Origin of the sequence: Streptomyces cavernae, from assembly GCF_004023625.1 — a bacterium.
Taxonomy (GTDB): Bacteria; Actinomycetota; Actinomycetes; order Streptomycetales; family Streptomycetaceae; genus Streptomyces; species Streptomyces cavernae.
In genome coordinates this window covers 89,819-116,342 of sequence record NZ_RPDJ01000037.1, presented here as the reverse complement: position 1 = coordinate 116,342, position 26,524 = coordinate 89,819, and the positions used below count along the sequence as shown (strand labels likewise).

25 protein-coding genes are annotated in these 26,524 nt (G+C 70.2%); 10 read left to right on the top strand and 15 right to left on the bottom strand.

All coding sequences use genetic code 11. From position 1 onward, the window contains the following. Positions 1-476: 476 nt before the first annotated feature. The 3 genes from EF387_RS36945 to EF387_RS36935 all read right to left on the bottom strand — a co-directional run bounded on the left by EF387_RS36945 (position 477) and on the right by EF387_RS36935 (position 4,569). Positions 477-2,177: an RNA polymerase sigma factor gene (locus EF387_RS36945; RefSeq protein WP_128380979.1), complete on the bottom strand. Its 1,701-nt coding sequence runs from the start codon at positions 2,175-2,177 to the stop codon at positions 477-479. Positions 2,178-2,455: 278 nt separating this feature from the next. Next, positions 2,456-2,998 (bottom strand): HXXEE domain-containing protein, encoded by a 543-nt coding sequence (locus EF387_RS36940; protein WP_128380978.1) that lies wholly within the window; start codon positions 2,996-2,998, stop codon positions 2,456-2,458. Positions 2,999-3,105: 107 nt separating this feature from the next. After that, the gene (locus EF387_RS36935) at positions 3,106-4,569 is read right to left on the bottom strand and encodes an MFS transporter (protein WP_128380977.1); all 1,464 of its coding nucleotides are present in this window, start codon (positions 4,567-4,569) and stop codon (positions 3,106-3,108) included. A 190-nt stretch (positions 4,570-4,759) separates the two neighbouring features. Between EF387_RS36935 and EF387_RS36930 the strand changes: the two genes are divergently transcribed. From EF387_RS36930 to EF387_RS36920, 3 genes are read left to right on the top strand one after another with little or no spacing between them, the layout of a single operon-like run. Then, positions 4,760-5,215: a MarR family winged helix-turn-helix transcriptional regulator gene (locus tag EF387_RS36930; RefSeq protein WP_128380976.1), complete on the top strand. Its 456-nt coding sequence runs from the start codon at positions 4,760-4,762 to the stop codon at positions 5,213-5,215. A 57-nt stretch (positions 5,216-5,272) separates the two neighbouring features. Further along, positions 5,273-5,659, top strand: coding sequence for a hypothetical protein (locus tag EF387_RS36925; protein WP_238431907.1), 387 nt, complete (start codon positions 5,273-5,275; stop codon positions 5,657-5,659). Beyond that, positions 5,652-5,978, top strand: coding sequence for a branched-chain amino acid transporter permease (locus tag EF387_RS36920; protein WP_128380975.1), 327 nt, complete (start codon positions 5,652-5,654; stop codon positions 5,976-5,978). Before EF387_RS36925 ends, EF387_RS36920 begins: the two co-directional genes overlap by 8 nt. Before the next feature lie 205 nt (positions 5,979-6,183). On the opposite strand, the gene EF387_RS36915 is transcribed toward EF387_RS36920, so the two are convergent. Then, complete coding sequence (locus EF387_RS36915) at positions 6,184-7,620, bottom strand: gamma-aminobutyraldehyde dehydrogenase (protein WP_128380974.1); 1,437 nt, start codon at positions 7,618-7,620, stop codon at positions 6,184-6,186. A 207-nt stretch (positions 7,621-7,827) separates the two neighbouring features. On the opposite strand from EF387_RS36915, the gene EF387_RS36910 reads away from it, so the two are divergent. The 7 genes from EF387_RS36910 (at position 7,828) to EF387_RS36880 (ending at position 14,889) form a co-directional block, all read left to right on the top strand. Continuing rightward, positions 7,828-8,346 (top strand): Lrp/AsnC family transcriptional regulator, encoded by a 519-nt coding sequence (locus EF387_RS36910; RefSeq protein ID WP_128380973.1) that lies wholly within the window; start codon positions 7,828-7,830, stop codon positions 8,344-8,346. After that, the gene (locus EF387_RS36905; protein ID WP_420802661.1) at positions 8,331-9,761 is read left to right on the top strand and encodes an aspartate aminotransferase family protein; all 1,431 of its coding nucleotides are present in this window, start codon (positions 8,331-8,333) and stop codon (positions 9,759-9,761) included. The genes EF387_RS36910 and EF387_RS36905 overlap by 16 nt, the downstream gene beginning before the upstream one ends. Positions 9,762-10,009: 248 nt before the next feature. Further along, positions 10,010-10,747: an ABC transporter ATP-binding protein gene (locus tag EF387_RS36900; protein WP_128380972.1), complete on the top strand. Its 738-nt coding sequence runs from the start codon at positions 10,010-10,012 to the stop codon at positions 10,745-10,747. After that, the gene (locus EF387_RS36895; RefSeq protein ID WP_128380971.1) at positions 10,729-12,210 is read left to right on the top strand and encodes a hypothetical protein; all 1,482 of its coding nucleotides are present in this window, start codon (positions 10,729-10,731) and stop codon (positions 12,208-12,210) included. The genes EF387_RS36900 and EF387_RS36895 overlap by 19 nt, the downstream gene beginning before the upstream one ends. 191 nt (positions 12,211-12,401) lie before the next feature. Continuing rightward, a complete protein-coding gene (locus EF387_RS36890) occupies positions 12,402-12,809 on the top strand; it encodes a VOC family protein (protein ID WP_128380970.1) in 408 nt (135 codons plus the stop codon). Between the two features lie 59 nt (positions 12,810-12,868). Further along, complete coding sequence (locus EF387_RS36885; protein ID WP_128380969.1) at positions 12,869-14,008, top strand: LOG family protein; 1,140 nt, start codon at positions 12,869-12,871, stop codon at positions 14,006-14,008. Positions 14,009-14,199: 191 nt separating this feature from the next. Beyond that, positions 14,200-14,889, top strand: coding sequence for an LAETG motif-containing sortase-dependent surface protein (locus EF387_RS36880; RefSeq protein ID WP_128380968.1), 690 nt, complete (start codon positions 14,200-14,202; stop codon positions 14,887-14,889). Positions 14,890-14,907: 18 nt separating this feature from the next. Here the strand turns inward: EF387_RS36880 and EF387_RS36875 are convergent, their stop codons facing one another. The 11 genes from EF387_RS36875 to rpsB all read right to left on the bottom strand — a co-directional run bounded on the left by EF387_RS36875 (position 14,908) and on the right by rpsB (position 26,259). After that, positions 14,908-15,705 carry a maleylpyruvate isomerase family mycothiol-dependent enzyme gene (locus EF387_RS36875; protein ID WP_128380967.1) on the bottom strand — a complete coding sequence of 266 codons (798 nt, stop codon included), beginning with the start codon at positions 15,703-15,705 and terminating at the stop codon, positions 14,908-14,910. 10 nt (positions 15,706-15,715) lie between these two features. Then, positions 15,716-16,747, bottom strand: coding sequence for an ABC transporter ATP-binding protein (locus tag EF387_RS36870; protein WP_420802660.1), 1,032 nt, complete (start codon positions 16,745-16,747; stop codon positions 15,716-15,718). A gap of 80 nt (positions 16,748-16,827) precedes the next feature. Continuing rightward, positions 16,828-18,429, bottom strand: coding sequence for an ABC transporter permease (locus tag EF387_RS36865; RefSeq protein ID WP_128380965.1), 1,602 nt, complete (start codon positions 18,427-18,429; stop codon positions 16,828-16,830). Positions 18,430-18,491: 62 nt separating this feature from the next. Next, entirely contained in the window at positions 18,492-19,577 is a 1,086-nt protein-coding gene (locus EF387_RS36860; RefSeq protein WP_128380964.1) for a thiamine ABC transporter substrate-binding protein, read from the bottom strand. Between the two features lie 288 nt (positions 19,578-19,865). Then, positions 19,866-20,972: a dual-specificity RNA methyltransferase RlmN gene (gene rlmN, locus EF387_RS36855; RefSeq protein WP_128380963.1), complete on the bottom strand. Its 1,107-nt coding sequence runs from the start codon at positions 20,970-20,972 to the stop codon at positions 19,866-19,868. 76 nt (positions 20,973-21,048) lie between these two features. Next, positions 21,049-21,225: a hypothetical protein gene (locus tag EF387_RS46835; protein ID WP_155589803.1), complete on the bottom strand. Its 177-nt coding sequence runs from the start codon at positions 21,223-21,225 to the stop codon at positions 21,049-21,051. Between the two features lie 106 nt (positions 21,226-21,331). Next, on the bottom strand, positions 21,332-22,537 hold the full coding sequence (locus tag EF387_RS36850; protein WP_128380962.1) for a phosphatidate cytidylyltransferase: 1,206 nt from the start codon (positions 22,535-22,537) through the stop codon (positions 21,332-21,334). Further along, positions 22,537-23,094 (bottom strand): ribosome recycling factor, encoded by a 558-nt coding sequence (frr, locus tag EF387_RS36845; RefSeq protein WP_128380961.1) that lies wholly within the window; start codon positions 23,092-23,094, stop codon positions 22,537-22,539. The genes EF387_RS36850 and frr overlap by 1 nt, the downstream gene beginning before the upstream one ends. Positions 23,095-23,343: 249 nt before the next feature. Then, the gene (pyrH, locus tag EF387_RS36840; RefSeq protein WP_128380960.1) at positions 23,344-24,102 is read right to left on the bottom strand and encodes a UMP kinase; all 759 of its coding nucleotides are present in this window, start codon (positions 24,100-24,102) and stop codon (positions 23,344-23,346) included. Positions 24,103-24,301: 199 nt separating this feature from the next. Further along, positions 24,302-25,138 (bottom strand): translation elongation factor Ts, encoded by an 837-nt coding sequence (tsf, locus tag EF387_RS36835; protein WP_128380959.1) that lies wholly within the window; start codon positions 25,136-25,138, stop codon positions 24,302-24,304. A gap of 194 nt (positions 25,139-25,332) precedes the next feature. Next, entirely contained in the window at positions 25,333-26,259 is a 927-nt protein-coding gene (rpsB, locus tag EF387_RS36830; RefSeq protein WP_128380958.1) for a 30S ribosomal protein S2, read from the bottom strand. Positions 26,260-26,524 lie beyond the last annotated feature (265 nt).

Here is a 26,524-nt window from a genome sequence, read left to right as displayed (position 1 = left end):
GGAAGAGCTGGGCAGACCAGCAGACAACGCCTGCCCAGTCCACGGCAACCGCTCCACACCCGGCTCACAAGCCCATCAGAAGATCACTCTCGGCCCCATCGGTGGATCGAGGCTAAGGGGTCCTTGCACTATGAGCGTCCGATGAGGTCGCGTGGTCTGGTGCCGTGCATCGCAAGGCGCCGGAAGGTCCTCGTAGCGGAGCTACTAGTAGGACTCCGTGAGGTTCGGGGCTGTTGCCGTCGGCCTTGCCGACCGGCAGCCCGGCCCGCGGCACCGAGCTGCGGGAACTGGTCCGGCGGGGCACTGGGCCACCTGCCGCGAGATCACTATCGTCGCAGGTCAGTGCGACCTCACGGAGTCCTACTAGGACCTTTTGGCGACGCGGCGATGGGGGTGCCCCCTGCTCGAGCGCAGCCGAGAGCTTGGGGGAGCGGCTGCCAGACCAGGCGACCCGGGCGGGCATAGTGAAAGGACCCCTAAGGAGTGGCCGCGACCTGCGACCGCTGGGGCACCGTCGCCGGATCGTCCGGCTTCGCGCGGGTGAGGTACTGCGGCACCGGAGCCGTGTCCTTGCCGTTGTCGCGAACCAGGCCGTAGCGGATCACCCCCTGGTCCGGCCCGGTCATGACGTCCTGGTTCACCTCCTCCCAAGACCGCGGGAAGACGGTCACGCCGTAGTCGCAGCCCCGCTCGTTCTGGGTGAGGGTGACCGTGCCGTCGAGATAGAAGTACTCGTTCTGCCACATCTGCTGGGTGCCGGGCGGCAGTACGGCGTATCCGGTGCTCGGCCCGCCCATTCCGGTGGCGCCGTCGGTGCTGTCCGGGAAGACGTCGTCCATGCGGCGTCCGCCGCCCGAGGCCACATGGAAGAGCTTGCCCTCCAGGCCGCTCCAGGACGGCATGACCAGCCCACCGGCCCGGTACTGCGGCGAGAGCTGCCAGCGCACCAGAAGGTATCCGCGGCCCTTCAGCGTCACGTTCTCCCCGCGGTGGTTCATCACGGCCCTCGGGCCGCCGCTGCTGATCACTCCGGTCTCGGGCCGACGAGGCAGGGCGGCGGGCCGCGCGCCCGGGTCGGGCGCCCTGTCGACGGCGTCGACGACCGTGCCGTACAAAACTCGGGCCGGTGTGTTGCGCACGGTCCTCGGCGTGTTCGACGGCGGCGAGGGCGCGGCGGTCGGGGACGTGGACGGTGTGGCGGACGTCGGGGGCGCGGTCGTGGGTGTCGTGGGCATCACGACCTGCGGCCGTGGACCGTCCGGTTCGTGGGAGACGACGTACACCCCGCCCGCCGCGATCGTCGCCCCGGCGGTCACCGCCACCGCGGGCTTGCCCAGTACTCCTAGGACCTTGGCAGACCAGCCCACCGGCACGGCCGCGCCCGCGGCACCCGTCGCGGCCGCCGCGGTCTTGCCGCCCAGCGCGAACGCCAGGGTGAAGCCGACCGGGACCGGCACCAGCGCGATCCCGACCAGCAGCCGCTCGGCGGGCACCACCTCCTCGCTCCGGCCGGAGCAGCGCGCGCAGTCCCTGACGTGCCGGGCCAGGCGCTTGCGCCACACCGAGTCGGTGCGTCCGTCCCAGCGTGCGGTCACCTCCCGCAGCCGGGGGCAGGACGCGTCGAGGGCACGGACGATGCCGCGGGCGGCCTCCAGCCGGGCCTTCATCCGCTGCACCTTCACGGCCGCGTGCTGGCGGCTGATCCCGGCGGCCGCGGCGAGTTCGCGCCGCGACAGTTCACCCGCGACCTCCAGCCACCACAGGGACAGAAGCTGCCGGTCCTCGTCGTCGAGCCAGCGCACCGCCTCCGCGACCTCCCGCCGCTGGCCCTCCAACTGCAGTCGCAGGACGGTGAGGTCGGCGAAGTCGGCGGCGTCACGGGCCGCGTCGTCGGCCAGGGACTCGGAGGTGCGGCGGCGGGCGCGGTCCCGTATCTGACGCATCGCGATGACCACCAGCCAGGAGCGGAAACTGTCCGGATCACGCAGCGTGCCGAGGTTGTCGACGGCCCGCATCATCGTCTCCTGGACGACGTCGTCGACATCCGCATGACCGTTGAGGGCCCGCCCGACGATGTTGTAGACGAGCGGCAACCACCCCTCGACCAGCTCGTCAAGGGCCCGCCGGTCGCCCGACTGTGCCGCCGCGATGGTGGAGCGCCACTGTCGCCCGTCCACGTCAGTACCCTCCGATGCCGGCCGTCGCTGAGATGTCACCGTACTTTCTCAGCCACCTCAGTAATAAACAGCTGTCTCTGCTGTCCCAGCGGTGAACGACGTCTCTCGGCTCGGCACATACGGCTGCTCCGGTGCGTGGGGGTAACGGGGCACGCAGGGGGAGACGACCGGACGGGGCCGCGGATAACACTTTTTCGCCGCACCGGCACGGCAGGTGTGCAGGCGCCGCACCGGCACGGCAGGGACGTTCTTCGCCGCACCGGCACGGCGGGGCGGGCTCAGCGGGAGAGCACCCGCCGTGCCACGGCATGCGACGCGACGACGGCCGCGCCCGCCGCCGCCAGCCCGGTCGCCAGGTCACGCGGGCGCGTGGGGCGCAGTACGCCGGCGCGGCGCAACCTCCCGCGCGCCCACAGGCTGAACGGGATCACCAGGAAGGGCGAGGTGGCGGCACCGGGCGTGTATCCGCGTACCGCGGCCGCCTGGGCGAGATGGACGACGCCGTGCAGCCCGAAACCGTTCAGCGCGACCTGGTAGAAGCCGGACCGCCCGCCCGTGAGCCGTCCGGCGGCCGACGCGGTCGCGACGATCGTGGCCATCGCCCCGACCGCGACGGCGAATTCACGTCCGTCGATCGCCGAGACCCTGCGCCACACCGCCTCGGGCACCGCCGGGAACCGTTCGCGCGGGCCCGGCACGTTCCTGCGCAGCCAGCGCGGCGTCGTCAGCAACTCCTCGGCGTCGTGCAGCGCCCACGCCGCCAGCAGTCCCAACGTGACCGCCGCGTCCACGCGTTCGTCCACGCCCAACCGTTCGTCCATGCCTACCGTTCCTCCACATCCACCCGTCCGTCCGTGACTGACTTGGACATGCGTATGTCGGCCATGTCACGCCAACTTACGGGCTACTCCCGCGATGTGTGCGGAGTTCACGACGCGGACGCGGGCGCCCCGGCAGTGGTCGGCTTCTGCTCCGCCGCGTCTGATCCGGCGGCGGCACCGCGGGCGGCGGCGGGGATGCAGGCGGCGACCGCGGCGGCCACCAGCGCCACCCCGCCTCCGATCAGCAGACCGGTGCGGAAGCCGTTCTCCGACGGCAGCGCCTGGCCGCCCATCGTGGTGGTCATCTGCGCGAGCACCACACCGATCACAGCGGCGGCGGCGGAGGTGCCGAGCGCACGCATCAGCGTGTTGAAGCTGTTGGCGGACGCGGTCTCGGACAGCGGCACCGCGCTCATGATCAGCGCGGGCATCGCGCCGTACGCCAGGCCCACCCCGGAGCTGACCACGAGGGCGACGGCCAGCAGGCCCCAGGTGGAGCCCATCAGGACCAGCGACAGGCCGTAGCCGGCCGCGATCACCAGAGCACCCAGGATCAGCGTGAGCTTGGGGCCGCGAGCGTTGGTGAGCCTGCCGCCGATCGGCGAGATCACCATCATCATCAGTCCCGCCGGGGCCATCCACAGGCCCATGGCGAGCATCGACTGCCCCAGTCCATAGCCGGTCGCCTCAGGCAACTGCAGGAGCTGCGGAGAGATCAGCGACTGCGCGTACATGCCGAACCCGACGAGGACCGAAGCGACGTTGGTCAGCAGCACGCGCGGGTGTGCGGTGGTGCGCAGGTCAACCAGTGGGTCGCGGGTCCGCAGTTCCCACAGCCCCCACGAGAGCAGCAACGCCGCCGCGGCACCGAACATCGCCAGCGTGGTCCCCGAGCCCCAGCCCCAGTCCGCACCCTTGGAGACCGCGAGCAGGAGGCACACCACTCCCCCGCCGAGTCCGAGGGCGCCGATGTAGTCGAAGCGCTGACCCCGCGCACCCGCGGGGGTGTCCGGGACGAGGAACCAGATCATGGCCGTGACCACCACCGCCAGGGCGGTGGCACCCCAGAACAGCGCCCGCCAGCTGGCGTACTGCGCGACCGCGGCCGCGATCGGCAGCCCGAGCCCGGCCCCGATCCCCAGGGACGCGCTGACCAGGGCGATCGAGGAGCTGAGCTGCTGCGGCGGTATCACATCACGCAGCAGGCTGATGCCGAGCGGCACCACCCCCATGCCGATGCCCTGCAGACCGCGGCCCACGATCATCGGCACCACGGACGAGGACAGCGCGCACACCACCGATCCGGCTACCAGCGGGACACAGCACACGAGCAGCAGCCGCCGCTTGCCGTACAGATCGCCGAGTCGCCCGCCGACCGGCCCGAAGACCGCTCCCGTCAGCAGCGTCGCCGTCACCACCCAGGAGGCGTTCGACGAGCTGGTGCCGAGGATCGCGGGCAGTTCGGTGAGCAGCGGCACGACCAGTGTCTGCATGATCGATGCGACGATGCCGGCGAGCGCCAGGGTCGCGATGACGCCGCCCGGGCGGACGGTCGGCGGCGGGTTGGCCATGAATGACTCCTGTGTGAAGGATCGGAATGCATGATGCACAGGACATGCAGCATACACATCGCCTGCTCCATGCATATTGCATGCATCATGCACACTGCCGGTAAGCTGCGCGGTAACGGGTGGTGAGGTGCGCGGACGACTCCTGCCGCCCGGCGGCAGCCGCGACGAGGAGCGAAGGAGGCGGGCCACCGTGGACGAGCCCACGCGCCGGGTCGAGTACGAGAACATGCTGCTCGGCCGTTACCAACACCTGAGCAAGTCCAACGGACGGCCCAAGGACTCCACCCTGGAACGCAGCGCCTACATCCTGCTCAGCCGCATCCGCGTCCAGGGGCCGATGTCCATCGGTGAGCTGAGCGACGCCTTCGGACTGGACGCCTCCACCCTCAACCGGCAGACCGCCGCCGTCCTGCGGACCGGCCTCGTGGAGCGCATCCCGGACCCGGAAGGCGGCATCGCCCGCAAGTTCCGCATCACGGAGGAGGGCGAACGCCGGCTCGACGAGGAGCGCGAGCGCAATGTCCAGATCCTCGAACGGATCATGGCCGACTGGTCCGACGAGGAGATCGCCGTCTTCGCGAACTGTCTCCAGCGCTTCAACACGGACATCGAGCGCTTCCACGGCCGCCCCTGGCCGCGCCCCTGAGCCTCCCCCGGGCCCGTGCGGCTTGCCCGGCGGTCGCGTGACGCCGGTCGCCTCCCCATGCGCGCGTTCGACGAGGCGTACGCGGTCAGCGCCTCCCTGCCCGAGGCAGAGCGCTCGGCTGCCCGGCTGCTGGCGATGCAGATCGCCTGCGAGATCTACTGGGTCGGCGGCGGACTGATCGGCGTCGCCCTGGGCGCGGCCCTGCCCGCCCCGATCGAGGGCCTGGAGTTCGCGCTGTGCGCGTTGTTCACCGTGCTCACCCTGGACGCGTTCCGCTCCCGCGGCGAAGTCCCCTCGGTCCTGCTCGCCGGAGCGAGCGTGACCGTCGCACTCGTACTGACCCCCGGCGTCGCCATGTTCACCGCGCTACTGTTCGTCGCCCTGCTCCTGGCACGGCATGCCCTCACCGCCCGCCGCCCCGCCACGGAGGCCGCCGATGCATAGCACCTCCTACCTCCTCGCCGTCCTCGCGATCGTCTTCGCCATCACGCTGGCCCTTCGCGCGGTCCCCTTCGCGGTGCTCGGCAGGCTGCGCGGCTCGGCGGTGGTGCGCCGGCTGTCGGTGTGGATGCCGGTGGGCATCCTCGCGATCCTCGCCGTAACGGCCCTGCACGGCACCGTCATCGCCGCCCCGCGCAGCACTCCCCGTGCGCTGCTCGCGGTCGCCGTCACCGCCGGGGTCCATCTCGCCGCAGGCCGGCGCACGATCCTCTCCGTCGGCATCGGCACCGCTGTCTACGTCGCGCTCGTCAACGCCTTCTGACGCCCGCACCCCACGGGAGCTGTGTCCCAGCTCTCGCCCAACGGAGGCATCGGGGGCGGCGAGGGCCACGTGCCCGATGGCCTGCTGCACCCGGGAGACGCCGCGGCCCCGGACGGAGGGACTCCGGTCCGGGGCCGCGTCGACCTCGCGGTGAGTGGGCGCGTCGCCGAGGAGATCAGCCGGGGAAATCAGCCGGGGAACAGCCTCAGTCCAGCGACGTCATCACATGCTTGATCCGCGTGTAGTCGTCGAAGCCGTACGCCGACAGGTCCTTGCCGTAGCCGGACTTCTTGAAGCCACCGTGGGGCATTTCCGCGACGAGCGGGATGTGGGTGTTGATCCACACACAGCCGAAGTCCAGTGCCTTGGACATGCGCATCGCCCGCCCGTGGTCCTTCGTCCAGACCGAAGACGCGAGCGCGTACTCGACGCCGTTGGCCCACTCCACGGCCTGGGCCTCGTTGGTGAAGGACTGGACCGTGATGACCGGTCCGAAGACCTCCTTCTGGATGATCTCGTCGTCCTGCTTCAGCCCGGAGACCACGGTCGGGGCGTAGAAGAAGCCCTTCTCGCCGACCCGGTGACCGCCCGCCTCGACCTTTGCGTGCGCGGGCAGGCGCTCGATGAAACCGCTGACCTGCTTGAGCTGATTGGGGTTGTTCAGCGGGCCGTACAGCACGTCCTCGTCATCCGGCTGGCCGGTCTTCGTGTCGGCGGCGGCCTTGGCGAGCGCGGCGACGAACTCGTCGTGGATGGCCTCGTGGACGAGGACCCGGGTCGCGGCGGTGCAGTCCTGGCCGGCGTTGAAGAAGCCCGCCACCGAGATGTCCTCGACCGCCTTGGGGATGTCGGTGTCCTCGAAGACGACCACCGGCGCCTTGCCGCCCAGCTCCAGGTGGACCCGCTTGAGGTCCTTGGAGGCGGACTCGGCGACCTGCATGCCCGCCCGTACGGAGCCGGTGATCGAGGCCATCGCCGGGGTGTCGTGCTCGACCATCAGGCGGCCGGTCTCGCGGTCGCCGCAGATGACGTTGAAGACGCCCTTGGGCAGGATCGAACCGACGATGTCCGCGATCAGGACGGTGGAGGCCGGGGTGGTGTCGGACGGCTTGAGCACCACCGTGTTGCCCGCCGCGATCGCCGGGGCGAACTTCCACACCGCCATCATCATCGGGTAGTTCCACGGCGCGACCTGCGCGCAGACGCCGACCGGTTCGCGGCGGACGATCGAGGTCATGCCTTCCATGTACTCACCGGCCGAGCGGCCCTCCAGCATCCGCGCCGCACCGGCGAAGAAGCGGATCTGGTCGACCATGGGCGGGATCTCCTCGGAGCGGGTGAGCCCGATGGGCTTGCCCGTGTTCTCCACCTCGGCCGCGATCAGGTCCTCGGCACGCTCCTCGAAGGCGTCGGCGATCTTCAGGAGGGCCTTCTGGCGCTCGGCGGGGGTCTGGTCGCGCCAGCCGGGGAAGGCCGCGGCCGCCGCCGCCATCGCGGCGTCGACGTCCGCCTGCCCCGAGAGCGGTGCGGTCGCGTACGCCTCGCCGGTCACGGGGTTGACCACCTCAGTGGTCCGCCCGTCGGCGGCGTCGCGGAATTCTCCGTCGATGTAGTTGCGCAGACGACGCAGGTCGGTGCTCACTGCCGGCCCTCCTGATGCTGTCCGGGATCCTGATGATGTCTGGGGTGTCCACTCTCTGAGACAACCCCAGCCTAGTCCGTATCCCGACGTTTTCAACAGGCCCAACCGCCCCCTTGATACGAAATCCGCAAAGATTACGCCCGTAGACAACGGATTTCATCGATCACACCTTGCGGAACTGTCGAGTCCTCGTGCAGAGTGAGCAGCGTGGCCAGCCGAAGCACAGATCCCAAGGACCCCCGGGAGCCCCGGGGCTCCCGGGATCCCAAGAACGGACGTCCCGCACTGGACGACGTCTCCCTCGCCATCATCGAGCAGCTCCAGGAGGACGGACGCCGCCCGTACGCCGCCATCGGCAAGGCCGTCGGCCTGTCCGAGGCGGCGGTGCGCCAGCGCGTCCAGAAGCTGCTCGACCAGGGCGTGATGCAGATCGTCGCCGTCACCGACCCCCTCACGGTGGGCTTCCGGCGGCAGGCGATGCTCGGCATCAACGTCGAGGGTGACCTCGATCCCGTCGCGGACGCGCTGACGGCCATGTCCGAAGTCGAGTACGTCGTGATGACAGCCGGCTCGTTCGACCTCCTCGTGGAGATCGTCTGCGAGGACGACGACCACCTGCTGGAGGTCATCAACAAACGCATCCGGTCTCTCCCCGGAGTGCGCTCCACCGAGAGCTTCGTCTACCTGAAGCTGAAGAAGCAGACCTACATGTGGGGAAGCCGATAGCCGTGAGCAGCCCGTCCAGCAACCCGAGCAGCCCGTCCACCACCGACCGCGGCCGACCCGGCGGGTCCGACAGGTCCGCGTACGACCACCTGTGGATGCACTTCACCCGCATGTCGTCGTACGAGAACGCGCCCGTCCCGACCATCGTCCGGGGTGAGGGCACCTACATCTTCGACGACCAGGGCAAGCGCTACGTCGACGGTCTCGCCGGTCTGTTCGTGGTGCAGGCCGGTCACGGCCGGGCGGAGCTGGCCGAGACCGCCGCCAGGCAGGCACGGGAACTGGCGTTCTTCCCGGTGTGGTCGTACGCCCACCCCAAGGCGATCGAGCTCGCCGAGCGCCTCGCGGGCTACGCGCCGGGCGACCTGAACAAGGTCTTCTTCACCACCGGCGGCGGCGAGGCGGTGGAGACCGCCTGGAAGCTCGCCAAGCAGTACTTCAAGCTCACGGGCAAGCCCACCAAGCACAAGGTCATATCCCGCGCGGTCGCCTATCACGGCACCCCGCAGGGTGCCCTGTCCATCACCGGACTGCCCGCCCTGAAGGCACCCTTCGAGCCGCTGGTCCCCGGCGCGCACAAGGTGCCGAACACCAACATCTACCGCGCGCCGATCCACGGCGACGACCCCGAGGCCTTCGGCCGCTGGGCCGCCGACCAGATCGAGCAGCAGATCCTGTTCGAGGGCCCGGACACCGTCGCGGCGGTCTTCCTGGAGCCGGTCCAGAACGCGGGCGGCTGCTTCCCGCCGCCGCCCGGCTACTTCCAGCGGGTCCGCGAGATATGCGACCAGTACGACGTGCTGCTCGTCTCGGACGAGGTCATCTGCGCCTTCGGCCGCCTCGGCACGATGTTCGCCTGCGACAAGTTCGGCTACGTACCGGACATGATCACCTGCGCCAAGGGCATGACCTCGGGCTACTCCCCCATAGGCGCGTGCATCGTCTCCGACCGTGTCGCCGAGCCCTTCTACAAGGGCGACAACACCTTCCTGCACGGCTACACCTTCGGCGGCCACCCGGTCTCCGCCGCCGTGGGCCTGGCCAACCTCGACCTGTTCGAACGCGAGGGCCTCAACCAGCACGTGCTGGACAACGAGGCGGCCTTCTTCTCGACCCTGCGCAAGCTGCACGACCTGCCGATCGTCGGCGACGTCCGCGGCAACGGCTTCTTCTACGGGATCGAGCTGGTCAAGGACAAGGCCACCAAGGAAACCTTCACGGACGAGGAGTCGGAGCGCGTTCTCTACGGCTTCGTCTCGAAGAAGCTGTTCGAGTACGGCCTGTACTGCCGCGCCGACGACCGGGGCGACCCGGTGGTGCAACTCGCGCCGCCGCTGATCTCGGACCAGTCCACGTTCGACGAGATCGAGGGAATCGTCCGCCAGGTCCTGACGGAGGCGTGGACGAAGCTCTGACCTTCCCGACGGCAGTCAACACCGGCCCCGGTACCGCCCGTTCGAGTGAGAAACGGCGTCCCGGGGCCGCGTGCTGTCCGGCCTCCCGGAGTGGACTGCCTAGCGTGCCCAGGGACTCCTCCCCCTCGTGACCCACCCGCGGCCCTGGCCGTGACCGACAGCTCCTGCCTTCGTTCCCCCGGACGGGGGATCGCGCGGAACCGGACGGTGTTCCGCGTGGCATTCGATCTGAATCGAGGTGTACGCCCATGGAGGCCCCGCCGGACGACGCCGTCCTCTGGGCACGCGCCCTGCACTTCCAGTACAACGGCTCTCCCGCGCTCACCGGCGTCTCGCTCGAGGTCCGCGAGGGCGAGATCGTCTCCGTCGCGGGGCCGCGCGGGAGCGGCAAGACCACGCTGCTGCGCTGTCTGTCGGGGCAGTTGGCTCCCGAGGACGGCGAGGTGTGGTTCAACAGCCTGCCCGTGCACACCCTGCGCCCGGCGGCCCGCGAGCGACTGCGGCGGGAACGCTTCGGCTGGATCGACCCCGTACCCGTACTCGTTCCGGAGCTGACCGTCTGGGAGAACGCCGCGCTCCCGCTGCTGCTGCGCGGGGTCGCCCGCCGGTCCGCCAAGGGCGCCGCCGTGGAATGGCTGGAGCGGCTCGACATCGGCGGCTGCGCCCGCAAGCGCCCCTTCGCGCTGTGCCAGGCCGACCGCCAGCGGGTGGCGATCGCGCGGGCGCTGGCCCCCTCGCCGGCCGTGCTCTTCGCGGACGAGCCGACCGCACCACTGCACCGCGCCGACCGGACCCACGTCCTGCGGACGCTCACCACGGCGGCACGCTCGCACGGGATCACCGTGGTGCTGGCGACGGCCGATCCGGACACGGCCGCGCTCGGCGACCGTACGGTGTCCCTGCTCGACGGGCGGTGCGTCGACACGGTCCAACTGCCGCCGGCTGCCGAGACGGAAGGCCGGACCGCGTGCTCGCTCTCCGTCTAGCCCGCGGCGCGCGGCCCGTCGTCAAGCTGCGCCGGCTGCTGGTGGCGGCGGCCTCGGCGGGCACCGGCTTCCTGCTGCTGTGCGCGCTGGGATACGCGCTCGGGCATCCGCAGTACCCCGGCGCCGCGGCACTGCGCCTGACGTGGTGCCTCCCGCCGCTGGCGACCACGGTGTACTTCGCGGTCGCGGTGGCCCGTACGGATCCGACGACGCGCCCCCGCACCGGACTGTCCGCGATCGGTCTGGGCCCGTCCCGGCTCGCGGTGCTCTCCATCGCGGCGGCGTGCGCGGCGGGCTCGGTGGTCGCGCTGGTGCTCTTCCTGTATCTGCGCGGTGACCTGCCGGGCCTGCCCTTCGGCGGCGCCGCGGCCGGACCACTGGCCGCGGACCGCCGCCTGCCCGTGCCGGCGGCCCTGACCCTGCTCGCCCTGGTACCGGCGACGGCCTCGGCGGCCACCGCACTGTCCCTCCACCCTCGGACCGCGCGGGCCGCGGGGCGCCCGAGATCCGGGATCGGGACCGGGACCGGGACCGGGACCACGACTGGTACTAGTGCTGGTGCTGGTGCTGGGGCTGGGCCTACGACTGGGGCCAGGACCGTGAGCGGAGCGGTCGGTGCACCGCGCGCGAGAGGCGCCGTGGCAGCCGACGCGGGCGCCCCCGCGACCGAGTTCTACGACGCGTCCGTGCCCGGTGCCCCTGACGCTCCGGAGACCGCGGAGGCACCGGAGACACAACCGGCACCACCTGCACTGCAAGCACCGGAAGCACCGTCGCCACCGCCCGGGCTCCCGGCGCTCGTCCCGTTCGGCCCCGACGACCCCTACGACGCCCACGAGCCCCGGCCGCCCCTGCCCGCTCCCTCCGGCCTCCCCTGGGGCATGGCGCTGCTCGCGGCAGGGCTCGCCGCGGAGACGTACGCCTGGCGCGAGCGGCCGGGCGCCGTTTCTGGGCTCGAACTCCCGGGCGGTTTCGCGGGCAGCCCCGGCGGTGTGCTCATCGGTTGGGCGCTCACCGCGGTGGGGCTCGCGATCGCCGGGCCCGCACTCGCACATGTCTGCGGCCGGCTGCTGCAGGCCGTACGGCCGGGAGCGCTGCGACTGCTCGCCGGGCGGGTCCTCCAGGAGGAGGCCCGGCGTATCGGGCGCCCGCTCGGCGTCGTGTGCGCGGTGGCCTCCGGCGCGTACGCCGGCGCCGCCGTGCTGCACAGCGGGCCACGGCCCGGCCCGCTCAGCGCCCTCGGCGCGGTGCTGGTCATCGGCTGCCCCGTCGCCACGCTGCTGACGGCCGCCGTCGAGGCCCGACAGGCCCGGGCGCACACCACGGCGGCTCTGCTCCGGCTCGGCGCGAAGCCGTCGATGCTGCGCCGTGCCGCCGCCCTGCGCGCGGTCTTCCTGCTCGCCGTCTGCGCCCCGCTGACCTGGGCGGTCGCCGAACTGGCGGCGGTCCCGCTACGCGGCTGAGAAGCGCGCCGAGGGTGCCGCGGAGGAATACCCGTAGAGGAGGCCACAGAGGAATCCGCGGAGGAGGACGCAGAGGAGTCGCAGAGGAATTCAGAAAAAACTTCGGCGCTCGGCGATGAGTTCCGCCCGCACCCCGCGTCTACCCCTGCGAACGGCATCACACCGAACGGGACCGACGGGAGAGACCTCGCATGTACCAGCAGATGATCTTCGTGAACCTCGCGGTGAACGACGTGGACGCCTCGAAGAAGTTCTTCACCGAACTGGGCTACACGATCAACCCGCAGTTCACCACGGAGGACTGCGCCTGCGTCGTCATCAGCGACACGATCGTCGCGATGCTGCTGAGCAAGCAGCGCTACGCGGACTTCACCAAGAAGGAGATCGCCGACTCCACCAGGACCAGCGAGGTGCTGCTCTGTCTGAGCGCCGAGAGCCGAGAGAAGGTCGACGAACTGGTCGACAAGGCACTCGCGGCGGGCGGTTCGGCGAGCGGCGAGACCCAGGACCACGGCTTCATGTACGGCCGCGCGTTCGACGACCCGGACGGTCACACCTGGGAGGTCATGTGGATGGACCCGGCGGCCGTTCAGGGCTGAACGAGCGCGGAACCGGCATTCGGAACACCCGGCCGGGCGAGCGTGCCTAGCATGGGCGGGTGCAGTCGACCACTCCCCACGTATCCCATGACCGTGAGATCGAGACCCTGGACGAATTCGACCAGGTCGTCTCGGACCTCGGCACCCTCGCCCACTACCGCGTCCAGGCGGTCGACCTGACGGAACGGACCGACGCACTGCTGTCCGTCGACACCGAGGGCGCCGTGTTCCTCGGCTGCCCGATGGACCCGGACACCGCCGCGAGCGTGCGCGCCACGGGCGCACTGGTCTTCCCGCCGGTCGCGGACGTGCCCTTCGACCCGTACCGCGGTCTCCTCTACACGCCCGACGAGTTGTACGCCTCGCTCGACGCGGGGTACGAGGCGACTCCGGACGCCCGGACGTACAACTGGTTCCAGGCGACGATGGGCGACGGAGACGTCTTCTCGTCCATGCTGCGCGCGGTCCACGACGACTCCGTCTCGGACGCGCTCGACGAACTCCTCGTGGGCGCCCGGGTGGTGGGTGTCATGGGCGGTCACGCAATGGCGCGCGGCACGGAGTCGTACGAGGGCGCGGCACGGCTCGGCCGTGAGCTGGCCCGGGCCGGCTTCACCGTGGCGACCGGAGGCGGACCGGGTGCGATGGAGGCGGCCAACCTGGGCGCTTACGCGGCACCCTTCGACGACGGGATGCTCACCGAGGCGCTGCGACTGCTCGCCAAGGCACCGAAGTTCACCCCGTCGGTGACCGACTGGGCCGGCGCGGCCTTCGAGGTGCGGGAGCGGTGGCCCTCCGGCGGCCCCTCGGTCGGCATCCCGACCTGGTTCTACGGTCATGAGCCGCCGAACCCGTTCGCCGAGCACATCGCCAAGTACTTCGCCAACGCCACCCGCGAGGACGGCCTGTTGGCCCGGTGCAACGCAGGCGTCGTGTTCCTGCCGGGCGCGGCCGGCACCGTGCAGGAGGTGTTCGACAACACGACCCCCAACTACTACGAGTCGCGTGGCGAGCCGACTCCGATGGTCCTGGTCGACCGTGCCCACTGGACGGAGAGGCTGCCGGTCTGGCCCCTGCTCACGGCACTGGCCCGGGAACGCTCCATGGAGTCCCGCATAGCTCTGGTGGACCGCGTCGAGGAGGCGCCCGAGGCACTGGCCCGGCTGGCGCGCCAGGACTCCACGCCCTCTGCACGGTGATGTGCCCCCGAGCCGAATGAAGCGAGCAGAAAGAGACAAGCGCAAAGACATTCGGAAAGGCAACGGTCGGATGCGGCATATGCGTTGACGGCGCTCACGGGACGCTAATAAACCTGTGAGCCTCCTGGGTTCCTGCGCATGCGTGGAACCCCGTCAACCCCCCTCAGTCGCTGAACCCTTGAAGGGCAACCGTGTCCATTTCCTCCCGCACCGCCCGTTCGGTGCGCATCCTCGGCGTCGCGTCCGCGGCGGCAGCGCTCGCGCTCACCACCGCGGGCAGCGCCCTCGCCAACGACATCCGTGACTTCTCCGCCGCCGCCCTGTGCGACGAGAACGGCGAGGGCGTCATCAGCGTCACCGACAAGGACGCCTCGGGCACCCCGGCGACCATCACCCTCTACCTCGGCGACGAGCTGATCGGCACCAACGACGTCAAGGGCTCCCGCAAGGGCGAGACGATCACCTTCTCCGAGGAGTGGGCCCCGAACACCATCTACCGCGTCCACGTCCTCACCAAGGGCAAGGTCGTCGACGACTACATCGAACCGGACCTGATCACGCCGTCGAAGGCCTGCGGATCCTCCACCGCGACGACTCCCCCGGCGTCGGCCCCGCCACAGCCGCCGGAGAACCCCGCTCAGTCGCCGTCCGGGTCCACGTCCCCCGGCGCCGGCACCGTGGTGGCCTCCCCGGCAGCCGGACCCTCCGAGAGAAGCGCGCCCGCCCCGCAGGCCGGCGGTACCTCGGACCTCGCCGCGACCGGCGCCGGAGTCAACACCGGCGCGGTCGCCGGCATCGCGGTCACACTGGTCGCGGCCGGCGGCGGGGTCGTGTTCGCGCTGCGCAAGCGCGGGACGTCGAGAACGTCGAACACACGCTGAGGCCGAGGGCCGTCGAACTCACCCGAACGAAGCCCGCTCCAGCCAGAAGTCCAGCAGTTCCCGATCGCCGAGCACCTCCAACCGACCGCCGTCCGGCGGCAGTCGCCGGTAGAAGGCGAGCAACACCTCGGTCAGCGGACCGCGCAGCGCGACACCGGCCTTCTCATGCCCCCTCCGCCACCGCACCCCGTCCCCCGTGAGCTCGACGAGCCACTCGGCGTTCAACGCGTCCGGGGCGTCGGTGGCGTGGAGGTGAATGCTGCGCCCAGTACCGCGCAACTCGTTCACCTGGTCGTCCGGCTCGGTCCGCTGCACGAACTCCACGATCTCCAGCCACTCGTCGACCGCGTCGACCGCCACCTCGGGCGTGACCTGGTACGGCAGCCCCGCCGCAAGCGTCGCATCCGCACGGTGCACCACCAGCTCGTGCGTCATCCGCCGCGCCCAGAACCCGGAGGTGTGCGCCCACGACCAGGTCCACACACCCGTGTCGGGCCCCGCCGCGCGCAGCGTGGCGTCCAGCATCCGCCCGGTCTCGGCGAGCCAGGCGTCGAGGGCCGCCGGATCGCCCTCCCCGCCGGGACCGGCCCCGCCCGGGACCCGTTCCTCGGGCACCTCCTCCCGCGCCCGGGTGCGCACCATGTACTCGGCCCAGCGCAGCGCGCCGCCGGTGTGCCGGACAAGGTCCTCCAGCGACCACTCCGGGCAGGTGGGCACGGTCGCGGACAGTTCCGCGCCGGAGGTCACCACGGCCCTCAACTGCTCGATCTGGCGGCCAATTTCTTTGCAGTACCGGTCATGTCCGAGCAACGTCATGACCGGGACCCTATGCGTCCTCGGCACCTTCCAGCACCGAGATTTCGGCGGCGTCGAACAGGACCCCGGCCTCCGTCCCGATCTCCGGCGCGTCCCGCAGCGCGCACGCCGCCTCCAGGCGCGGTGCGCCCTCCGGCTGCAGTTGCACGGCCACATGGGTGCCGCGGAACGTCCGCCCGGTCACCGTGCAGCGCAGCCCCTCCGCCGGGTCGGTGAGCCGTACACCCGCGGGCCGTACCAGCAGGGTGCCGGGCCCCTGCGGCGATCCCTCCGGCACGGGCACCTTGCCCCACGGCGTGTCCGCCGCCTCCCCGCTCACCGTCGCCGGAACCACGTTGTCGAAGCCGAGGAAACGTGCCACGAACTCGTCGGCCGGCCGCTGCCACACCTGGAGCGGCGTGCCGGACTGCGCGATCCGCCCGTCGCGCATCACCACGACCCGGTCGGCGAGCGCGAAGGCCTCACCCTGGTCGTGGGTGACGGCGAGCACGGTCGTCCCCAACGTGTGGAAGAGCTCGCGGAGTTCGACGACGAGGCGTTCGCGCAGCGAGCGGTCGAGCTGGCCGAGAGGCTCGTCGAGCATCAGCAGGCGGGGGCGCGGCGCCAGTGCCCGGGCCAGCGCGACGCGCTGCTGCTCACCGCCGGAGAGCGACGCGACATTCCGCTCCGCGGCACCGGGCAGACCCACCAGCTCCAGCAACTCCCGTACGCGGGCGCTCTGTTCGGCTTTGGAGGCGCCGCGCATACGCAGCCCGAAGGCCACATTGCCGCCCACGTCGCGCTGCGGGAAGAGCTGGTGGTCCTGGAACATCAGCCCCACACCGCGCCGGTGCGCAGGCACCCCGCCGAGGTCCCGGCCGTCCAGCGACACCCGCCCCGCGTCCAGCGGCTGGAGCCCCGCCACCGCCCGCAGCAGCGTCGACTTGCCGCTGCCGCTCGGCCCGAGCACACACACCGTCTCGTGCTCGGCGACCTCCAGTCGGACGTCGTCGAGCGCGGCCCGGGCCCCGAACCGTACGGTCGCACCGTCGAGTCGCAGCATCGGCCGAGGCATCGCCGCGGCACCGGCTTCCGGCCCGTCACCCGATCCCGATCCCGGTCCCTGTCCCTCTCCCGGTCCCATCACAGCTCCCCCGCCCGATCGGTCCGAATACGTTCCAGCAGCAGCAACGCCACCGCGCACACCACCATCAAGATCGTCGATAGGGCCATGGCCTGCCCGTAGTTGAGGTCGCCGGGCCGTCCGAGCAGCCGGGCCACGGCGACCGGCAGCGTTGGGTTGTCCGGCCTGGCGATGAAGACGGTTGCCCCGAACTCGCCCAGTGACACCGCGAAGGCGAACCCGGCCGCGACCAGCAGCGCCCGCCGCACCATCGGCAGGTCGACCTCGCGCCACACCCGCCACGGCGAGGCCCCCAGCACCGCAGCCGCCTCCCGCAGCCGGGTGTCCACCGCGCGCAGCACCGGCAGCATGGTGCGTACCACGAAGGGAACGCCCACCAACGCCTGCGCCAGCGGTACCAGGATCCAGGAACTCCTGAGGTCCAGGGGCGGTTCGTCCAGCGCGATCAGGAACCCGAAGCCGACCGTGACGGCGGACACCCCGAGCGGGAGCATGAGCAGCGCGTCGAAGCCCCGTACGAGACGCCCCGCGTCGCGCCGGGCGAGGGCCGCGGCGGCCAGGCCGCCGATCACCACCGCGATGGCGGTGGCCGCGAGCGCGTACTGGAGGGAATTGCCGATCGCCTCGACCGGCGCCACCAGGAACACACCACTGTCGTCGCTGGTCAGCTCCTTGAAGTAGGCGAACCCCGGGGCGTCCAGCGAGCGTTGGACCAGCACGGCGAGCGGCATTACGAGCAGCACGGCGATCGTGGTGAGGACACCCGCGAGCAGCCCCCACTGCCCCGCCCCGCAGGGCCGCCGGGCAGTGCCGGACGCGTCCACGAGCCGCAGCGCGGTCTCCCGCCGCCGTACGGTCCACGCGTGCACGCCCAGGATGGCCCCGACCGCCAGGAACTGGATGATCGTCAGCACCGCGGCCGTCGACAGGTCGAAGATCTCCGAGGTCTGGCGGTAGATCTCGACCTCGAGGGTGGAGAAGGTCGGGCCGCCGAGGATCTGCACCACGCCGAATGAGGTGAAGGTGAACAGGAAGACCATGAGCGCGGCGGCGGCGACCGCGGGGGCGAGCGCCGGGAGCGTCACTGTGCGCCAGGCCGCGAACCGGGAGGCGCCGAGCATCCGGGCCGCCTCCTCCTGCCGCGGGTCGAGCTGCGACCAGAGCCCGCCGACGGTGCGTACGACCACGGCGTAGTTGAAGAAGACGTGCGCGAGCAGGATCGCCCACACGGTGGTGTCCAGGCGTACGCCCCACAGCTCGTCCAGCAGCCCGCCGCGGCCGACCAGGGCCAGGAACGCGGTGCCGACGACGACGGTCGGCAGGACGAACGGGACGGTGACGACGGCCCGCAGGACCTGCTTGCCCGGGAAATCGAAGCGCGCGAGGACATAGGCGCCGGGGAGCGCGATCAGCAGCGTGAGCGCCGTGGAGACGAGCGCCTGCCAGGTGGTGAACCACAGCACGTGCCGGATGTCGGGCTGGGCGACGACGTCCGCGATCCGGCCGAAGTGCCATACCCCGTCGGCCCGCAGTCCGCGCGCGAGGATCGCGGCGACGGGGTAGGCGAAGAAGAGCCCGAAGAACGCGACGGGCACGGCCATGAGGGCGAACCGCGCCGCGCTCCTCCGCAGAGCCGGAGCCGCTGTCCCAGGGCTCTTCCGCGCTACTTCAGTACCAGTGACGTCCATGACTTGACCCACTGGTCACGGTTCTTGGCGATCTTGTTGGGCGCCATGGTCTCGGAATCCTCGGCTGCCTTGCCGTACTTGGTGAACTCCTCCGGTACCTGAGCGTCCTCCCGCATCGGGTACACGAACATGTTGAGCGGCAGGTCGGCCTGGAACTTCTTGGAGATGAGGAAGTCGATGAGGGCCTTGCCGCCCTTGGCGTTCTCGGCGTTGGTCAGCAGTCCGGCGTACTCGACCTGCCGGAAGCAGGTGCCGTAGGCGACACCGGTCGGCGCGGTCTTCGGCTTGGGATCGGCGAAGACGACCTCGGCGGGCGGCGAGGACGCGTACGAGACGACGAGCGGCCGGTCGCCCTTCGCCTTCTTGCCGGCGGCGGACCCGGAGAACTCCTCGTTGTAGGCCTGCTCCCAGCCGTCGACCACCTTCACGCCATTGGCCTTGAGCTTGGTCCAGTAGTCCTGCCAGCCGTCGTCCCCGTACTTGGCGGCCGTGCCGAGCAGGAAGCCGAGACCGGGGGACGACGTGGAGGCGTTCTCGGTGACGAGGAGGTCCTTGTACTCGGGCTTGACCAGGTCGTCGAAGGACTCCGGAGGCGTCAGCCCGCGCTCCTCGAAGTAGGCCTTGTCGTAGTTGACGCAGATGTCACCGAAGTCGATGGGCGTGACCCGGTGCTTCAGCGGGTCGACCAGGTACTCCGGCGGGATCAGGTCGGATTCCTTGGCCTGGTACGACTGGAACAGCTTGTTGTCGAGCGCCCGGGACAGCAGCGTGTTGTCGACGCCGAAGAAGACGTCGCCCTGGGGGTTGTCCTTGGTGAGGATCGCCTTGTTGAGGGCCTGCCCGGCGTCACCGTCCTTGAGGACCTTCACCTGGTAGCCCGACTGCTTCTCGAAGTCGTCGATCACGGTCTTGGACGCCGCCCACGAGTCATGGCTGACGAGGGTGACAGTCCTGGACTCCGCGGCCCCGTCCCCGGAGTCGGAGTCGGACGACGTGCACGCGGACAGCGTGACCAGACCGAGCCCGACGGCCACGGCCACGAACTTCTTGGTGGTGCTCACTGGATCCCTCCTGGGATGACCAGAAGAGACGCGGCCCTGCCCGGCGCTCTCGGAGGGATCCGAGGCTCCGGGCAGGGCGCAACAGCTTGAGTGAAGACCGAACTTCCTACCCAGAATGACCTGGGCGAGGTTCAGAGGGTCTGCGGCCCGTGCCGCACTCTCAGCGCTGTGGCGCTCCCCTGTCGGAATATGCAGGTATGAAGGTGTGTACGGAGGTCAGGGTACCCCGTGATCCGTGCGGGCCGAGGCCGTGGTCACGCTCGTGACCTGCCCGTGCCCTATCGCACCTCACCGCTCGGTGGCGGCGAGCTGTCCGCACGCCCCGTCGATCTCCTGACCACGGGTGTCCCGAATGGTGACCGGCACACCATGTGCGGCGATCGCGTCGACGAACGCCTTCTCGTCCTCGGGGCGCGAGGCCGTCCACTTGGAGCCCGGTGTCGGGTTCAGCGGGATCAGATTCACGTGCACCGGCCTGCCCTTGAGCAGCCGCCCGAGACGGTCGCCCCGCCAGGCCTGGTCGTTGATGTCGCGGATCAGCGCGTACTCGATGGACAGCCGCCGCCCCGACTTGGCGACGTACTCGAACCCCGCGTCGAGCACCTCGCGCACCTTCCACCGCGTGTTGACGGGCACCAGGGTGTCGCGCAGTTCGTCGTCCGGCGCGTGCAGGGAGACGGCGAGCCGGCATTTGAAGCCCTCGTCGGCGAACCGGTGGATGGCGGGCACGAGACCGACCGTGGACACGGTGATCCCGCGCTGGGAGAGCCCCAGCCCGTCCGGCTCGGGGTCGGTGAGCGCCCGGATGGCGCCGACCACCCGCTTGTAGTTGGCGAGCGGCTCCCCCATGCCCATGAACACGATGTTGCTCAGCCGCGCCGGTCCGCCCGGGATCTCGCCGTCCCTGAGGGCGCGCATCCCGTCGACGATCTGGTGCACGATCTCGGCGGTGGACAGGTTCCGGTCGAGCCCGGCCTGCCCGGTGGCACAGAACGGGCAGTTCATCCCACAGCCCGCCTGCGAGCTGATGCACATGGTCACCCGGTCCGGGTACCGCATGAGCACGGACTCGACGAGCGTGCCGTCGAACAGCCGCCACAGCGTCTTGCGGGTGGTGTCCTGGTCGGTCGACAGATGCCGTACGACGGTCATCAGCTCCGGCAGCAACGCCTCCTGGAGCTTGCCGCGCGCGGCGGCCGGGATGTCCGTCCACTCCGCCGGGTCGTGCGCGTACCGCGCGAAGTAGTGCTGCGAGAGCTGCTTGGCACGAAACGGCTTCTCACCGATCGCGGCAACGGCCTCCTTCCGCTCGGCGGGCGAAAGGTCGGCGAGATGCCGCGGCGGCTTCTTGGCTCCGCGCGGCGCGACGAATGTGAGTTCTCCGGGCTTAGGCATGGCCCGTCAAGTGTCTCAGATCGATTCCGGTGACCCACGCCCGCGGCTTTCCCGTGGCCGGACGTCCGGCCACGGCTCAGAACAGACCGCCGACCACTCCGACGACCCACCCTCCGTAGGTCTTCCAGCGGTGGGAGGGGCGGCAGTAGAGGCGTGGTTTTCGCCGTCCGGCCTGGTCGATGAGCGCGTCGCACCATCGGCACGGCAGTTCGCCGTGGTATCTCCCGTCCTGGCCCAGGCGTGCCCGACTCATGGGCGGGACCATACCTGCCGGCCGACGCGCGCAGAAGGGGCCCGCCGTCCTGTGGGACAGCGAGCCCCTCTGTACAGACACCCAGGTCAGGCCGGGCGCGGCCAGGTCAACCGGTTCCCACGAACAGCACCATCAGCGACCAGACCACCGGCGCAGTCGGCAGCAGGGAGTCCAGGCGGTCCATGATCCCGCCGTGGCCGGGCAGCAACGTGCCCATGTCCTTGATGCCCAGGTCACGCTTGATCATGGATTCGCCGAGGTCGCCCAGGGTGGCGGTGGCCGCCACCGCGAGACCGAGGACGAGGCCCTGCCACCACGATCCGTCGTCGATCAGGAACTCCAGGCAGACGGCTCCCGCCACCATCGCGAAGGTGATCGCGCCGAGCAAGCCCTCCCAGGTCTTTCCGGGGCTGATGCGCGGGGCGAGCTTGTGCTTGCCGAAGCGCCAGCCGACGGCGTAGGCACCGGTGTCGCTGAGCACCGTCAGTACGAAGAAGGTGAGCACCCGCCACGGGCCGTCGTCCGCGGTCAGCATCATCGCCACGAACGTGGCCAGGAACGGCACGTAGAAGGCGGCGAACACCCCGGCCGTGACGTCCCTGAGATAGTTCTCCGGCGGTTCCGTCATCCGCCAGACCAGCACCGCCAGCGCGGTGAGCGCCATCGCCACCCAGGCGCCCTCGGCGCCCCGCACGTACCCGGCGACGACCATGGCCGCCCCGCCGAGCGCCAGCGGGACCAGGGGCGCCTTGATGTCCTTGCGTTCCTGCAGCCGTGAGGTCAGCTCCCACAGCCCCACGACCACGGCGACCGCCACGACGCCGACGAAGACCGCCTTGACGACGAAGAGCGAGGCGACGATCACCGCGCCGAGCCCGACGCCGACTCCTATCGCCGCGCCCAGGTCACGGCCCGCGCTCTTCTTCTGCGGTGCGGGGGCGGGCTGTGGTGCGCTCGGCATGGGCTCCGGCTTCTGCGAGGCGTTCCCGTAGGGCTGCGGGTGCGGCTGGGAGCCGTCCCCGTAGGGCGTCGGCGGGGCCGCGTCCCCGTAGGTCGCGTCCCCGTAGGGGGCTGTCGGCGGCGTCTCGTCGCGGTACAGGGGGCCACCGCCGTGCCGTGCGGCCCCCTGGTGGTCATCCTGGTCTCCACCGGCGGGTACGTCGGGTACGGCGGGCATGGGCTGGGTCTCCGAAGGACGCAGCACCTCCTGCGCATCGTACGCGGGACCCGCCGGGGCAGCCCCCCGGACAGGTCCCTGGTCGGACGGCACCCAGTACCCGGCTTGCGGCGCCCCCCAGGAAGAGTCGTTCATCAGACCTCGAGCAGCTCGGCTTCCTTGTGCTTGAGCAGCTCGTCCACCTGGGCGACGTACTTCGCGGTGGTGTCGTCGAGCTCCTTCTCGGCGCGGCGTCCCTCGTCCTCGCCGACCTCGCCGTCCTTGACCAGCTTGTCGATGGCGTCCTTGGCCTTGCGGCGGACGGAGCGGATCGAGACCTTGGCGTCCTCGCCCTTGGTCTTGGCGACCTTGATGTACTCGCGGCGGCGTTCCTCGGTGAGCTCCGGGAACACCACTCGGATGATGTTGCCGTCGTTGCTGGGGTTGACGCCCAGGTCGCTGTCGCGGATGGCCTGCTCGATGTTGCGCAGGGCGCTCTTGTCGAACGGGGTCACCACGGCCATGCGCGGCTCCGGCACGGAGAACGAGGCCAGCTGGTTGATCGGCGTCAGTGCACCGTAGTAGTCGGCCACGATCTTGTTGAACATCGCCGGGTGCGCACGACCGGTGCGGATCGCGGCGAAGTCCTCCTTGGCGACCACGACGGCCTTCTCCATCTTCTCCTCGGCCTCGAGGAGGGTCTCTTCGATCACCACTTGCTCCTGCGTGTCTTGAGTAAGGCCCGGCAGCTGTTCCTGGTCGGGGTCGGCGGCCGGCTGCGTCGCGTCTTCTTTCTGCACGGTTCCCGACCGGCAGGACATTGTCCATCCCCCGGTCAGGTCCGTCCCCCGACAGGGGGCGGTCCCCGGTCACGGTCGTCCGGGACCGGGTGATCCCGTCCACGGTCCTTCCCGTTCACGGTCGTTCCCGTCCTAGGTCGGCCCGCACGGGCTCGCTTCCCGTCAGGACCGGCTGCCTTGGTCACCCACGAGTGTGCCGATCTTCTCACCCTTGACGGCCCGAGCGATATTGCCCTCCGACAGGAGCTCGAAGACGAGGATCGGAAGCTTGTTGTCGCGGCACAGCGTGATGGCGGTCATGTCGGCGACCTTGAGGTCGCGGGTGATGACCTCGCCGTAGCTCAGCGAGTCGAACTTGACGGCCTCGGGGTTGGTCTTGGGGTCGGAGTCGTAGACCCCGTCCACGCCGTTCTTCCCCATCAGCAGGGCTTCGGCGTCGATCTCCAGGGCGCGCTGGGCCGCGGTGGTGTCGGTGGAGAAGTACGGCATGCCCATACCGGCGCCGAAGATGACCACGCGGCCCTTCTCCAGGTGCCGTACGGCGCGCAGCGGGATGTAGGGCTCGGCGACCTGCCCCATCGTGATGGCGGTCTGCACACGCGATTGGATGCCCTCCTTCTCCAGGAAGTCCTGGAGGGCGAGGCAGTTCATCACCGTGCCGAGCATGCCCATGTAGTCGGAGCGGGCCCGGTCCATGCCGCGTACCTGCAGTTCAGCGCCGCGGAAGAAGTTGCCGCCGCCGATGACGACCGCGATCTGGGCGCCGTCGCGTACCACGGCGGCCACCTCACGGGCGATCTTGTGCACCACATCGGGGTCGACGCCCAGTCCCCCGCCCCCGGAGAACGCCTCTCCGGAGAGCTTCAGCAGAAATCGGCCGCGTACTTTGCCGGCGTCGCTCTTGTCGGCCTTGGTGGTCATGGAGATCTCGCCTCTTTACGTGTCGCACATACGAAGAAGGCCATTGCCGGTGGGTGTTGTTGGCATCCCATGCGCGGCAATGGCCTCCTCGTCAGATCTGCTGTCGTCCGTCACGCGCGTCTGCGTGACGGCATACGCGAACGACGCAGACGACTTGTTGTCGACCCTATCCGGGTCGCGCGTCGATCGCCGTACGGACTCAGATGCCGACCTTGATCCGCGTGAAGCGCTTCAGGGTGACACCGGCCTCGTCCAGGACCTTCTGGACCGACTTCTTGTTGTCGAGCGCGTACGGCTGGCCGAGCAGCGTGGCGTCCTTGAAGAAGCCGTTGAGGCGACCCTCGACGATCTTCGCGATGGCGGCCTCGGGCTTGCCCTCGGCGCGCGTGGTCTCCTCGGCGATGCGGCGCTCGGACTCGACGACCTCGGCCGGGACGTCGTCCTTGGAGAGGTACTTCGGCGCGAAGGCGGCGATGTGCTGGGCCACGCCCTTGGCCACCTCGGCGTTCGGCTTGTCGAGCTCCACGAGGACACCGATCTGCGGCGGCAGGTCGGGCATCGTGCGGTGCATGTACGCCGTCACGTAGCCGTCGGCGAACTGCGCGAAGCGGTCCAGGACGATCTTCTCGCCCAGGTTGGCGTTGGCCTCGTCCACGTACGCCTGGACGGTCTTGCCGGGCTCGATCTCGGAGGCGAGCAGCGCCTCGATGTCGGCCGGGGAGGTCTTGACGACGTGCTCGGCGATGGCGGTGGCGACGCCCTGGAACTTCTCGCCCTTGGCGACGAAGTCCGTCTCGCACTTCAGCTCGACGAGGACGCCGGAGGAGTTGTCGTCGGCGATGATGGAGACCACGGCGCCGTTCTCGGCGGAGCGGCCCTCACGCTTGGCGACGCCCTTCTGGCCCTTGATGCGCAGTTCCTCGACGGCCTTCTCGACGTTGCCGTCGGCCTCGTCCAGGGCCTTCTTGCAGTCCATCATGCCGGCGCCGGTGAGCTCACGGAGCTTCTTGACGTCGGCGGCGGTGTAGTTCGCCATGATCTGTGAAATCTCTTCTCGAAAGTTCGAAGTCTCGAAGTCGGCGTCCGCCGTTGACCTGGCGGGCGGCCACCGAAGATCTACGGGCTGCGGGTGAACGGCGGGCGGCGCTTTCGGCACCGCCCGCCGTCACTTCGACCGTACGGCCCCAAGGCCTGACTCAGGCCGTGGAGCTACGAACCGGGGTGCCGGTCTCAGGCCTGCTCGGCGTCGGCCGGCTTCTCGGCCTCGGCGGCCGGAGCCTCGGCGGCCGGAGCCTCGGCGGCCGGAGCCTCGGCGGCCGGAGCCTCGGCAGCGGGGGCCTCGGCAGCCGGAGCGGCGGGGGCTGCGTCCTCGGAGTCGGCCTTCTTCTCGCCCTCGAGCAGGTCGCGCTCCCACTCGGCGAGGGGCTCGCCCGCGGCCTTCTCGCCCTTGGCCTCGGCGGCGGCGCCGGAGCGGGCGATGAGGCCCTCGGCGACGGCGTCGGCGATCACGCGGGTGAGCAGGGTGACGGAGCGGATCGCGTCGTCGTTGCCCGGGATCTTGTAGTCGACCTCGTCGGGGTCGCAGTTGGTGTCGAGGATGGCGACGACCGGGATGTTCAGCTTCCGGGCCTCACCAACGGCGATGTGCTCCTTCTTGGTGTCCACGATCCAGACGGCGCTGGGCACCTTCTGCATCTCGCGGATACCACCGAGGGTCTTCTCCAGCTTGGCCTTCTCGCGGGAGAGGACCAGCAGTTCCTTCTTGGTGAGGCCGGAGGCGGCCACGTCCTCGAAGTCGATCTGCTCGAGCTCCTTGAGGCGCTGCAGACGCTTGTAGACGGTGGAGAAGTTGGTGAGCATGCCGCCCAGCCAGCGCTGGTTGACGTAGGGCATGCCGACGCGGGTGGCCTGCTCGGCGATGGCCTCCTGCGCCTGCTTCTTCGTACCGACGAACATGACCGTGCCGCCGTGGGCGACGGTCTCCTTGACGAACTCGTAGGCGCGGTCGATGTACGACAGCGACTGGAGCAGGTCGATGATGTAGATGCCGTTGCGCTCGGTGAAGATGAAGCGCTTCATCTTCGGGTTCCAACGACGGGTCTGGTGACCGAAGTGGACGCCGCTCTCCAGCAGCTCCCGCATCGTGACGACGGCCATGGCCGTTCTCCTTGAGTTTCTCGGTTGTGCCGCGGGTACCGGACGGCACCTGCGCCTGACGCCCGCTGATGCGCCGTGCCGCGAAGGACCGAGGGGCGCTGACTCCGGCCTGGTGAGGGTCCGGTGTCGGGGCGTGCGAAGTCGACCCGGTGACCCGGATCGCCACGAGAAGTGTACGGGACCCGCGAGGGGGTGGGTGACGCCGATATCCACAACCGGGCGGTCGTCCACAGGCCCCGCCCCCTTGCAGCGCAGATACGGGACG

What these genes read in the sequence shown, in the direction of transcription:
- EF387_RS36920 (WP_128380975.1), top strand. Translation starts at nt 5,652, where the DNA reads ATGCATAGCACCTCCTACCTCCTCGCCGTCCTCGCGATCGTCTTCGCC.
- EF387_RS36875 (WP_128380967.1), bottom strand. Translation starts at nt 15,705, where the DNA reads ATGACGTTGCTCGGACATGACCGGTACTGCAAAGAAATTGGCCGCCAG.
- EF387_RS36870 (WP_420802660.1), bottom strand. Translation starts at nt 16,747, where the DNA reads ATGCTGCGACTCGACGGTGCGACCGTACGGTTCGGGGCCCGGGCCGCG.
- EF387_RS36935 (WP_128380977.1), bottom strand. Translation starts at nt 4,569, where the DNA reads ATGGCCAACCCGCCGCCGACCGTCCGCCCGGGCGGCGTCATCGCGACC.
- EF387_RS36940 (WP_128380978.1), bottom strand. Translation starts at nt 2,998, where the DNA reads ATGGACGAACGGTTGGGCGTGGACGAACGCGTGGACGCGGCGGTCACG.
- rpsB (WP_128380958.1), bottom strand. Translation starts at nt 26,259, where the DNA reads ATGGCCGTCGTCACGATGCGGGAGCTGCTGGAGAGCGGCGTCCACTTC.
- EF387_RS36925 (WP_238431907.1), top strand. Translation starts at nt 5,273, where the DNA reads ATGCGCGCGTTCGACGAGGCGTACGCGGTCAGCGCCTCCCTGCCCGAG.
- EF387_RS36850 (WP_128380962.1), bottom strand. Translation starts at nt 22,537, where the DNA reads ATGAACGACTCTTCCTGGGGGGCGCCGCAAGCCGGGTACTGGGTGCCG.
- pyrH (WP_128380960.1), bottom strand. Translation starts at nt 24,102, where the DNA reads ATGACCACCAAGGCCGACAAGAGCGACGCCGGCAAAGTACGCGGCCGA.
- EF387_RS36890 (WP_128380970.1), top strand. Translation starts at nt 12,402, where the DNA reads ATGTACCAGCAGATGATCTTCGTGAACCTCGCGGTGAACGACGTGGAC.
- EF387_RS46835 (WP_155589803.1), bottom strand. Translation starts at nt 21,225, where the DNA reads ATGAGTCGGGCACGCCTGGGCCAGGACGGGAGATACCACGGCGAACTG.
- tsf (WP_128380959.1), bottom strand. Translation starts at nt 25,138, where the DNA reads ATGGCGAACTACACCGCCGCCGACGTCAAGAAGCTCCGTGAGCTCACC.
- rlmN (WP_128380963.1), bottom strand. Translation starts at nt 20,972, where the DNA reads ATGCCTAAGCCCGGAGAACTCACATTCGTCGCGCCGCGCGGAGCCAAG.
- EF387_RS36865 (WP_128380965.1), bottom strand. Translation starts at nt 18,429, where the DNA reads ATGGCCGTGCCCGTCGCGTTCTTCGGGCTCTTCTTCGCCTACCCCGTC.
- EF387_RS36900 (WP_128380972.1), top strand. Translation starts at nt 10,010, where the DNA reads ATGGAGGCCCCGCCGGACGACGCCGTCCTCTGGGCACGCGCCCTGCAC.